Genomic DNA, 11309 nt, shown 5'->3' with positions numbered 1-11309 from the left:
TTTCTTTAACTTAATGACAGAGAGAAAGAGGAAATAGCCTTAAGTTGACGCCATTGTCTGAACGGTTACTAATAATTTTTTATAAATATCACTATTTTGAACGATAGAATTTAATTAATGAGTGTATGTAAGTTTGAGGTAGATAACGTACCTTTTTTATCACAAATTAATCTTCCTTAAATAGGTATTAGATTAAAACGTGAATATTTTTTCCTCATGAGTTTCTAAATCCTCTTCACAATGTGCTGATTTTTGAATTGGAGCATTTTTCTCTTGTGTGACATTATTATCCGAAAATATACTTAAACAATTTAAAATTGAGACTGTGTTAGATTTGAAAGAAATGGGTAGAACGTCTCCTGGATAATATAGAGTTGCAGATAGTGTGCTTCCTTGATCATCACACAACTGCGCTGCAAATTCTCGTCTATCTTGATGCAAATAACCTAATGAGGTTGTGTCATTATGTAGAATTAAAAAATCTCCTTTTTTTATAGGTATCAAATTTGTTTGGCCCACAGTCCCAGATTTTGGAGCATTCAAAATTTTAACAGGTGGAGTAATGCATTGGTAATAATTATGACCTACCTCTTCGTAAAAAACTTTACCTAAAGAACTGTCCTCTCCACGTTCCGGTATACATTTGGCCTTATTTTTGTTAAAAACAAATGGACAATCATGAAAGCTTTTTTTCATAAGATTTAAATCTTGTAACATCCCTATAATGTCCTGATCGCTTAGTTATAAAAACTCCTTTTCATTAGAAGTCTCCAGCAAGAAGTCTCCAGCAGCAGTTGCCATAGCTCTCTATCTTTAATAATAGGATCATTTGTATGGGCTTTTGAGGCAATAAGAAAAAGATTGGCATCTGAGTTGTCATAAAATTGCCACGAGTCAGCCAGTGGTGTATATAAATTGAAAAAATTCTTTAATCCAGCAACATAGCGACGTTTTATTGTTTCTTCTGGCACAGAGTGCCAACCAGCTTTTAACTTCTTGTTTATTCTTTACAAAACATCGTTTGTTTCTTTGGATAGAGTTATTTTTAATAACTTATTTTAGATGCTATTCTTTAAAGAAAGTACGACAGGGCTGTTGAAAAAGCACATAAGACGGGAATACTTAATGAAATTATTATTTTTAGGCGCTGGAAGTGGTCTAGGAAGAGATCTCAATAATTTTCAATCTAATATGTTACTTCTTACTGATGAGGGCAAAAAATTATTAATTGATTGTGGCACGGACATCCGTTTTTCTTTAATGCAAGCAAGATATTTACCGAAAGACATTGATGCTGTATTTATTAGCCATTTACATGCTGATCACATTGGGGGTTTGGAATGGTTTGCTTTGCAGCGAAAATTTGTGTGTCAAACTCCACCATCAAAATTAATCATTCATAAAGAACTAGCCAGTATGCTTTGGGAGCATTCTTTAAGTGGAGGCTTAAAAACCTTAGAAGATCAGGAGGCCAGTCTGCAAGATTATTTTGTCGTACAAAAGGTAGCAGATAGCAATATCTATGAATGGGAAGGGATTCATTTAACGATGGTAAAGACTGTTCATATTCATTCAAATGGGGAGGTAATGCCCAGCTATGGTTTGGTTATAAGTTATAAAAGAAAAAAATATTTTCTTACCGCGGACACACAATTTATTCCAGATATTTTGGGGAAATTTTATGAAGAAGCAACTATTATCTTTCATGATTGTGAAACTTTACTCGCTCCAAGTGGTGTGCACGCACATTTTAATCAATTAAGCACTTTAGCTTCTGATATTAAGAAAAAAATGTGGCTTTATCATTATAATGACGGTGAATTACCTGATGCTCACGCGGAAGGATTTTGTGGTTTCGTACGCTGTGGTCAAGTTTTTGATTTAAAGTGATACTAGAAATTTTCAAAATCAGCTTTATCGTTCTAACCCTCTAATTTTATTGCCAAAAAACTTTAATTTATGAGCCTTTTATTGTTATAGTGATTTATGATCGAAATCTCTGTGAAACGGATAGTTTGTTATGTGGATTGTATGGATTGCTCTGTCGCGACCTTACACATTTATCGTTTTAGCCTTAATGCTACTCATTATTGGGCCTTTAGCCATAATGCGTACACCAACCGATATTTTTCCTGATATCAATATTCCAGTGGTAAGTGTTGTATGGAGTTACACCGGTTTACCTCCTGATGAAATGGCCGATAGGATTACTAGTATTTTTGAGCGTGCCGTCACCACAACGGTTAACGATATTGAGCATATTGAATCAGAATCTTTAATTGGTGTTAGTGTAACTAAGCTTTTTTTTCACCCTGGTGTTAATGTTGATATTGCTTTGAGTCAGGTAACGTCTATTTCGCAAACGATATTGAGAAACTTGCCACCAGGTACTTTGCCGCCATTAATTTTAAATTATAAAGCATCCACAGTGCCAGTACTGCAATTAGTTTTATCCAGTGCCACCATTCCTGAACAAAAATTAAATGATTTGGGAAATAACTTCTTACGCAGCCAATTAGCAACTGTCCAAGGTGCGGCGATTCCATACCCTTATGGCGGAAAAGTGCGGCAAATCCAGGTTGATCTTAACCCTACTGCCATGCAAAAGTATGGTATTTCCGCAGAGCAGGTGAATGCAACCATTGGGGCACAAAACTTGATTATTCCTGCAGGAACGCAAAAAATTGGTGAGTATGAATACATTGTTAAGATTAATGGCAGTCCACTTTCCGTTGATGAGTTAAATCAATTACCTATTAAAGCGACTCCTGCTGGTGTGCTTTTTATTCGGGATGTGGCCCATGTACGCGATGGATTTGCTCCACAAACAAATATTGTACGTGTAGATGGTCAGCGTGCAGTAATGATGTCGATCCAAAAAACTGGAAATGCATCGACCTTAGATATTATAAATAAAATTAAAGCATTATTGCCTATGGTGAAAAACATTTTACCTGAAGGACTAGATTTATCTATGTTTGCTGATCAGTCAATTTTCGTGACTTCTGCAATTCAAGGTGTAATTACCGAAGGCATTATTGCCGCAGCACTGACCGGATTAATGATTTTGTTATTTCTTGGTAGTTTGCGCAGTACGTTTATCATTACTTTATCTATTCCATTATCGATTATTGCTTCAATTACGATTCTCTCTGCTTTGGGTGAAACCATCAACATCATGACCTTGGGTGGATTAGCACTAGCAGTAGGCATTTTGGTGGATGATGCTACGGTTGCTATTGAAAACATCAATTGGAATTTAGAGCAAGGCAAAGAAGTAGAGCAAGCAATTCTTGATGGTGCAAAACAAATTGCAATTCCTGCTTTAGTATCTACTTTATGTATTTGTATTGTGTTTGTGCCTATGTTTTTCTTAGGAGGGGTTGCTCAATATCTATTCGTACCTATGGCTGAAGCCGTAATTTTTGCGATGCTGATGTCTTATATCTTGTCGCGTACTTTAGTGGCGACCTTGGCAAAATATTTATTGCATAAGCATGACTTGTCCCAGCATAAACCTCAAAGCCATAATCATTTTGTGCGTTTGCATGAAAAATTTGAAGAGAAATTTGCCAATTTTCGACAAAATTATTGTGATTTATTAAGTAAGGCATTGGAAAATGGCCGCTTATTTATTTGCTGTTTTTTGGTTTTTGTCCTGATATCTCTGGTCTTATTACACCCCTGGCTTGGCGAAGATTTTTTTCCCAATGTTGATGCCGGGCAAATTAAATTGCATATTCGTGCACCTACCGGAACTCGAGTTGAAGAAACTGCACGTACGGTAGATGAAATTGATACAGTCATTCGTCGTATTATTCCTCCAACAGAGCTTGAGACCATTGTGGATAATATTGGGTTGCCAGTGAGTGGTATTAACTTATCATACAGTAACTCAGCAACGGTAGGCCCTGAAGATGCGGATATTTTAATTGCTTTAAAAGAAAAGCATCGTTCCTGTCAGGATTATATTCGTGAATTAAGAAAAATCTTAAATAACGAATTTCCTTCCGTTTCTATTGCTTTTTTACCGGCAGATATTGTCAACCAAATCATTAATTTTGGCTTGCCTTCACCTATTAATATTCAAATTATTGGCTTAAAACAAAAAGAAAATACGGCCTATGCCAGCAAATTGATTAAAAAATTAAAACAAGTTCCTGGTCTTGCGGACATCCGTACACGCCAAGCGGATAATTACCCGGCATTATTTGTTGATGTGGATCGGAGCATTGCTCGTGAATTGGGGTTTACCCAATTTGATGTAGCTACTGACTTACTGGTTTCTTTATCAGGAAGTTTTCAAACTTCGCCCACCTTTTGGCTCGATCCTAAAAATGGCGTTTCTTATCCTATTGTGACTCAGGTACCGCAATATTTGATGGATACATTACAAACTTTATACAATTTGCCAATTGGAAGTGTTACTTTACCAAGCCAAGTGCAAATTTTAGGAGCAATGAGTACGGTCAGTCGCGCTTGGACTTCTGTAGTGGAATCCCATTATAATGTGCAACCAGTAATTGATATTTTTGCTTCAATTCAAGATAGAGATTTAGGTGCAATAGCCAAGGATATTCAAAAGATCATCAATGATACCCAAAAAGACTTGCCTAAAGGATCGTCAATAGCTATTCGTGGGCAAATTGATACCCAGCAACATGCATTTAGCGGATTGTATTGGGGATTGGCATTTTCTATTTTACTAGTTTATTTATTGATTGTGATCAATTTTCAATCCTGGACCGATCCTTTTATCATCATTACTGCCTTGCCTGCTGCATTGGCTGGCATTGCGTGGATGCTCTTTTTTACTCATACGACCTTAAGTGTACCTGCGTTAACCGGGGCGATTATGTGTATGGGAGTGGCTACAGCTAACAGTATTTTGATTATCAGTTTTGCCAGAGATCATTTGTCACATACGCCCAACCCATTTGTTGCCGCACTTGAAGCGGGAAGAGCGCGTTTGCGTCCGGTTTTGATGACGGCATCTGCGATGGTCATTGGTATGCTGCCTATGTCCCTAGGTTTAGGAGATGGTGGGGAACAAAATGCACCCTTGGGTAGGGCAGTTATTGGTGGCTTATCCTTTGCTACAGTAGCCACACTCTTTTTTGTGCCTTCAGTTTTTTATTTAATTCATGATTGGAAATTCAGGAAAAAGACGAAGCAAAGGAACGAGCATGTTTAAAAAAGTTCAACCAAATCTGAAAAGCGAACACCACCGCCACCGTTATTATGTGCTAGCAGCAGCAATTCTTTTATTAATATTTTTATCGATTATTGTATCGCGTATCCAAGCAGAAATTGCCCTGAAAAAAAGAACTCAAGAAGCCGCGGTAAGGGTGGTTGCTACTATGGTAGCTAAACAGGAAGATGGCAGTGATAAGATTGTATTGCCAGGGACAGTACGTGCATGGCATGAGGCACCAATTTATGCGCGCGTCAATGGCTATGTTAATGTGTGGAATGTTGATATTGGGAGCCGAGTTAAGGCAGGCGATATCCTGGCGGTAATTGAAACTCCAGAGTTGGATGCGCAAAAACGTCAGGCCGAAGCTGATTTCAATACCGCCATTGCCAATGATAAATTGGCTCAATCTACTGCCAAACGTTGGCTTAATCTATTAAAGACAGAATCAGTATCCAAGCAGGAAACCGATGAAAAAGTGAGCTCTTCTGAAGCAATGCAAGCAGCTCGCTTATCTGCTAAGGCGAATCTTGATCGTTTAAATGATTTGGTGAATTTCCAACAAATCATCGCGCCATTTACGGGAGTAATTACTGCGCGGGCAACTGATATTGGTGACTTAGTGAATGCTGGCAGTAGCATCAGCGCCAAGCCTTTATTTCGTATTGCACAGACGGATCCTTTACGAATTTATGTGGAAATTCCCCAATATTATACCACACGTATTACGCCAGAGATGACGGTTACCTTACATTTTGCTGAACATCCACATAGGGAATTTTCTGCAAAATTATTGAATACAGCGAATGCGATTAATCCAAACACACGAACTTTATTAGCGCAATTTGCAGCCGAAAATAAAGATGGAGTCCTACTGCCTGGAGGATACACCGAAGTGTGGTTTACATTGCCATTGCCGCCTAATACCATACTTTTACCAGTGAATACTTTATTATTTCAGGCGCAGGGATTGCAAGCAGCAATTGTGGATAAGAACAATAAGATAGTACTCAGATCGGTAACTGTGCGTCGTGATCTTGGTGCTGAAGTTGAAATTGCAACAGGGGTATTGCCTGGTGATCGTGTTGTAGTGAATCCTCCTGATTCAATTACTGAGGGTGAAGTAGTGCGAATTTCCTCATGAAGAAGTTAATTATTCCTGGTGTCCTTGCTTTTAGTTTAATAGGATGTAATTTGGCACCAAAGTATGAGCGTCCAGCGATGCTTCTTCCTGAGCATTTTAAAGAGGCTGGTACATGGCTCAAAGTTGCGGGCACGCCGCATATTGTTGCGCCAGATGCTTGGTGGGAAGCCTTTCATGATCCCATCCTCAATGATTTAGAGAGAAAATTAACCGCTGCCAATCAGGATTTACGTGTTGCCTTTGCTCATTATCAAGATGCTTACGCCTTAGCGCAAGTAGCTCGGTCTTACTATTTCCCCACCATACAGGGCCTCTTTAATGCCGATAGGCAACAAACCTCACATACTGTTGCGAATCCTCCTAAGGTATTTAATTACAATCAAATTTTAGTAGGGGGCTATTTAAGTTATGAAGTGGATGCATGGGGATCAGTTCGCAATGCCGTGGTTAATGCGGATAATTTGGCTAAGGCCAGTGCTGCAGATGTTGCGGCCATTCATTTGAGTTTACATGCTGAACTGGCCAATGACTATTTTTATTTAAGAGGTAGTGATGAGCAACAACGTATTTTAGATAAAACAGTCAGAGCTTATTACAAAGCGCTTTATTTAACAAAACAGCGTTACAAGGGAGGAGTAGCCCCCATTGCTGATGTGGATGAGGCCCAAACGCAGTTAGAAAATGCAAAAACCCAGGCTGAAGACATGCGTTTACAGCGGGCCCAGTTAGAACATGCTATTGCCGTGTTAGTTGGGGAGGTTCCATCTAATTTTTCTATGGCTTCAGGAAAATTGCCAAGCCGTTTTCTGGCGATTGAACCTAATTTGCCTTCCACTTTAGTACAACGCCGACCTGATATTATTGCCGCTGAACGACGGGTGATTGCGGCGAATGCAAATATTGGTGTGGCACGCGCAGCCTTTTTCCCGCAATTTACGTTCACCAGTACAGGTGGTTTTCAAAGTAAAACATTTTCTAATTTATTCTCAAAACCCAGTTTATTTTGGTCTCTTGGGCCTTTAAGTTTATTAACTTTGGTGCAACCGGTGGCTGAAGTAACCATTTTTGATGGCGGCCGCTTACGCAGTCTACTCAATCAAGCAAAAGCAGATTATTATGGGGTAGTTGCCTCTTATCGCCAAGCGGTACTAACGGCCTTTCAAGAAGTTGAAGATAATTTGATTGCATTAAAACAACTCGATAAAGAGCGAGTCACTCAAGAGGCGGCAACACGAGCAGCAATACGCGCTTGGCAGCAAGAAATACATCGTTATCGAGGTGGATTGGTAACGTTTTTACAGGTGGTGATTGTTGAAAATGCCGCTTTGCAATCGGAGTTGGCTTCAGTTATGGTACGCACTCGTCGTCAAATGGCAAGTATTCAGCTTATCAAAGCGCTTGGTGGGGGCTGGTCTGTAGCGCTTAATCGTGCGCAAAAAATGCATCGAAAATGACCATAAAGTATTAATAATTGTTTAATACTTATACTTTATACTATCCTTATTTTAAGAGTTAGTTGCTCTAATCAAGAACAGGATGGGTAAATGATGCGGACTGCAAGCGCTAAACAACTTTTAGATGAATATTTTCGCAAGCGTTATAATGAGTTTATTCTAAATGCAGATGAACAGTTGTCTTTACCTGCATTGTCACTAATTCCTTGGATTACTACAGGTAATCGCGATGATGTTTATAAAAAAAACCAATCCAGGCCAAATGAGCACCATATTAAGTTCATTACTAAAAATGATAAGCCTTATTCGTTTGCCTGGCAAACAAATGCCGCAAAGTTAAAGGAAGGGGTACGTTGGGGGATTGTCAGAAGTCAGTCTATTACAAGTAATGTCATTTCTACTTTAGGCCAATACCGCATAATCGCTCATGAGCGGGCAATAAAAGGATTTGTCAGTAATTCTCAAGCCGTAAAGTTAAAATTAATTGATTTATTTCAGGATCGATTTGAAGCTTTGCAGGCTTTGGAATCTTTGGCCAACAAAAATACGACACACCAGGAATATAAAAGTGCTTTAAAGCAATATATTCATGAATTAACACAAATAGAAAGTCAGCTACATCACTATTTTGATGATGTAGACTGTGGTGGTTTTAATGCGCAATCACTGGTACAAATTAAAGCGGATATAGCTGCTGATATTAAACGAGCGCAAGCTTATCTATTATCAATCAGCAGTAATGACGATTTGCGTGCTTTTAACCGTTCTCGGGGGCGAAACTCAGTTCTTGAATTTGTGAAACAGCAGATGATGCATGGGTTGTATGAGCTTCAAGGTATCAACCAAGACATGACTTTTAGTCGCAAACGTTTTTTTGCTCTTACCCGTGGGGAGTTAAATGATTGTATTGAAGACGCCCGTAAAGTGATTGATGATCATGAGGCTGATGCACGTAATGTAACTACAGATAAACACCATGGTATTTATTCAAAAAATCCTGATGAATTATTTACGTATGATTTTTCTCATGATTCCCTACCTTCGGCACGACAACAACAAGTATTAACGGCAATTAGTTTTATAGAAGGTTGGGATGTTCTGACTCATACAAGAAATAAACAGCCAACCATGAGTAATGGGATTAAAGAAGAAGAGTTACAGGTTTATGCCGCAACACGCTGGCGAACTCATCGTAGTAGCACGGCGGCTCTTAAAAGTTTGGGGTCCTTTGTTTTAAATATTCTCAAAAGCATGTTTGTTCCGACTCGTCTTTGGTTAGAAGAAGATTGGAATGATAAAGAGTTCCATCTTAATGCAGCGCTTTTACATCAACATGTGCAATCTAATGAACCCATGTGGAAGAAGCCTGTATATTTTATTATACAAGTTGCTTATGCCATCATGGACGTATTTAAAGGTGTGCGTGATTCTGGGGTAAAATTAGTCGTTGAATTGCCTGAAGACATTGGTGATGACTGGGAAGCAACTAAATGCTTGCCAAATTTAGATGAGACTTTAACCAGCATTACTACAACAGTCAATGTAATTAATCACAAAGAGGAGCGCTTATTAAGGGAAATATTGGTTCAATATCACGATCAACTGCTTGTACCTCTGACTCAGGAAACATCACATTTAGCACATGTAGAATATGATTTGTCTGCAGGAGAGTTTAATGACATTCTCAACTCAATAGCGCGAGGTATTACTTCTTTTGGTACGGTTTTTTCTCATAATATTTATGCTAAGGATCCTGTTGGTGGTTTAATCTTTAGTGCGACTTATAGCCTTGGGGTCGCGATGATTTATTCGCCAGACTTTTGTTCTTCGTTTTTAGGACAATCCTTTGTATCTTCGTGTAATAATATGTTTTACTCCATGTCGGCATCACCTGTGGGAGCTGCGGTTACCGGTGGCTCGTCTTTGGCTGAGTTCGCGACGGTTCTTTGGGATGGCGTCATGCATGGGCCTACTGGAATGGGAGCTAATACCTTTTATCAGCTTGGTGAAGATCCTTTGACGGTAGGTGCTTACTGTGCGTCAGCTTATGCTTTGGGGTATTTTATGGCAAATGGAGTTATGGGGCATAAAATTCCATGGCTGACTGATGAATTGAAAAAAGATTTAGGTGCTGACCCATCTACAGGTTATCCACTTATAGGTGCAAAAATGGCAATTGCTACTTATGAGGTATTAATGACCCATACCAGTGTCCCATATGAAGCACCTCATTTAATGAATGAGAAACATCCTCTCGCAGAGGATGCGCGTCATGAAATTCTTCGCTTCAAATTGGTTAATTGGTTGGCAAGAAACGCTAAAACTTTACCGAAACTTCCTGGTAGACAACAATTCGCTCTTGAGCGGCAAATGGATGCTTTATTTACTAAAGAAGAAAGCAAATCGTTGAAAAAGCTTTTATACCCGGAGAATCATTCGTCAATTGCTTTTCAATTTTTTGCCATCCCTTTAGCTTATGTTCCCGTAGTATTACGGGTTCTGGCTTCTCCTTTGGTGAGTTTTGCTGCGTGGTTTAATCAAAATTCACATCCTACAGCACCGATGCATCGTTCCTTTGATCTTTTAATGGATCATCTTAAGAAAGATTTCATGCGCTTAGCTATGGTTACTACTAAATTAGTCTTCTTGACTTATACTGGAGTAGCTACTTTTGTTAAGTTGTTTGCTTATTTATGCTCTATGGCCATTGGACGTGTCGCAGGATTATTTGATAACAAGCCGGCACATGCATTGCACCGAGTATTTGCTATGGTACATACTACGATGAGAAGTATGGGGGAATTTTTTTATCCTGCCAGAGCAATGAAAGACAGTACGGTTGCTCATCCAACAGATACTATGATTAAAACTCAATCATCTTATGATACGTTACTGGATCAGTTAAAAGTAACCACTGCGGATGCTGACAAGCCAGAACAGACGAAGCAGCCTGAAGAACAACAGAAAGATTATTCGGAGTTTATTTTACTAAATCGTGATAAGAAGACTCTGCCTAAACGTGTTAAAGACGACGATAGGCCAGAGCCTGGAGTTGGTTTATAGCTCTTTGGCTTAATCTAAATTAATTGTGTAGGAATAACTGTTAAATCCATCATAATCAGTATTGATATAACGAATTCCGTTACACGATGCGCTTACTATAGGATGGTTCATAAAAGGCCCATCTTTAATGTCTAAAACGCACCAATTGGCAGAGTCATAAGCTACAGTAACATGAGCATAGCCACTTTTGCATTGATAAGAATCTCGGATTACAAAGCTGCGTGGACCAATGATTTGTAAGAGAATGTCCTGATCGCTAAAACCACTCACGACGTAGATTCCTGGATGTGAGCTGTCGCTTAAGCGAAAATAATCTTTATAACCACAAGAGAATTGATTCGCCTGAGCACTGATTGTTATTAGGCTAGAGGCTGCCAGTATCATCCATTTGTTCATTTCAAAGCACCTTATTATTTAAAAGCAAAACGAATTATAAAGAAGAAATATATAGGAA

At 38.9% G+C, this 11309-nt stretch carries 8 protein-coding genes; 5 read left to right on the top strand and 3 right to left on the bottom strand.

What is annotated here, in order from left to right; genetic code table 11:
- Positions 1–192: 192 nt before the first annotated feature.
- Entirely contained in the window at positions 193–717 is a 525-nt protein-coding gene (locus QM652_RS09345; RefSeq protein ID WP_415075109.1) for a hypothetical protein, read from the bottom strand.
- A 20-nt stretch (positions 718–737) separates the two neighbouring features.
- Entirely contained in the window at positions 738–971 is a 234-nt protein-coding gene (locus QM652_RS09340; RefSeq protein ID WP_415075107.1) for a hypothetical protein, read from the bottom strand.
- A 154-nt stretch (positions 972–1125) separates the two neighbouring features.
- Between QM652_RS09340 and QM652_RS09335 the strand changes: the two genes are divergently transcribed.
- The 5 genes from QM652_RS09335 to QM652_RS09315 all read left to right on the top strand — a co-directional run bounded on the left by QM652_RS09335 (position 1126) and on the right by QM652_RS09315 (position 10855).
- Positions 1126–1890, top strand: coding sequence for an MBL fold metallo-hydrolase (locus tag QM652_RS09335; protein ID WP_415075105.1), 765 nt, complete (start codon positions 1126–1128; stop codon positions 1888–1890).
- A 130-nt stretch (positions 1891–2020) separates the two neighbouring features.
- The gene (locus QM652_RS09330) at positions 2021–5194 is read left to right on the top strand and encodes an efflux RND transporter permease subunit (protein ID WP_415075103.1); all 3174 of its coding nucleotides are present in this window, start codon (positions 2021–2023) and stop codon (positions 5192–5194) included.
- Positions 5187–6338: an efflux RND transporter periplasmic adaptor subunit gene (locus tag QM652_RS09325; protein WP_415075101.1), complete on the top strand. Its 1152-nt coding sequence runs from the start codon at positions 5187–5189 to the stop codon at positions 6336–6338. The genes QM652_RS09330 and QM652_RS09325 overlap by 8 nt, the downstream gene beginning before the upstream one ends.
- Complete coding sequence (locus tag QM652_RS09320) at positions 6335–7792, top strand: efflux transporter outer membrane subunit (protein ID WP_415075099.1); 1458 nt, start codon at positions 6335–6337, stop codon at positions 7790–7792. The genes QM652_RS09325 and QM652_RS09320 overlap by 4 nt, the downstream gene beginning before the upstream one ends.
- Before the next feature lie 90 nt (positions 7793–7882).
- The gene (locus QM652_RS09315; RefSeq protein WP_415075097.1) at positions 7883–10855 is read left to right on the top strand and encodes a hypothetical protein; all 2973 of its coding nucleotides are present in this window, start codon (positions 7883–7885) and stop codon (positions 10853–10855) included.
- Positions 10856–10864: 9 nt separating this feature from the next.
- Here QM652_RS09315 and QM652_RS09310 read toward each other — a convergent pair whose 3' ends face one another.
- On the bottom strand, positions 10865–11251 hold the full coding sequence (locus QM652_RS09310) for a hypothetical protein (RefSeq protein ID WP_415075095.1): 387 nt from the start codon (positions 11249–11251) through the stop codon (positions 10865–10867).
- Positions 11252–11309 lie beyond the last annotated feature (58 nt).

Source organism: Legionella sp. (assembly GCF_047605385.1).
Lineage (GTDB): Bacteria > Pseudomonadota > Gammaproteobacteria > Legionellales > Legionellaceae > Legionella.
The sequence above is the reverse complement of the archived record's forward strand: the minus strand, read 5'-3'. Positions and strand labels throughout refer to the sequence as shown.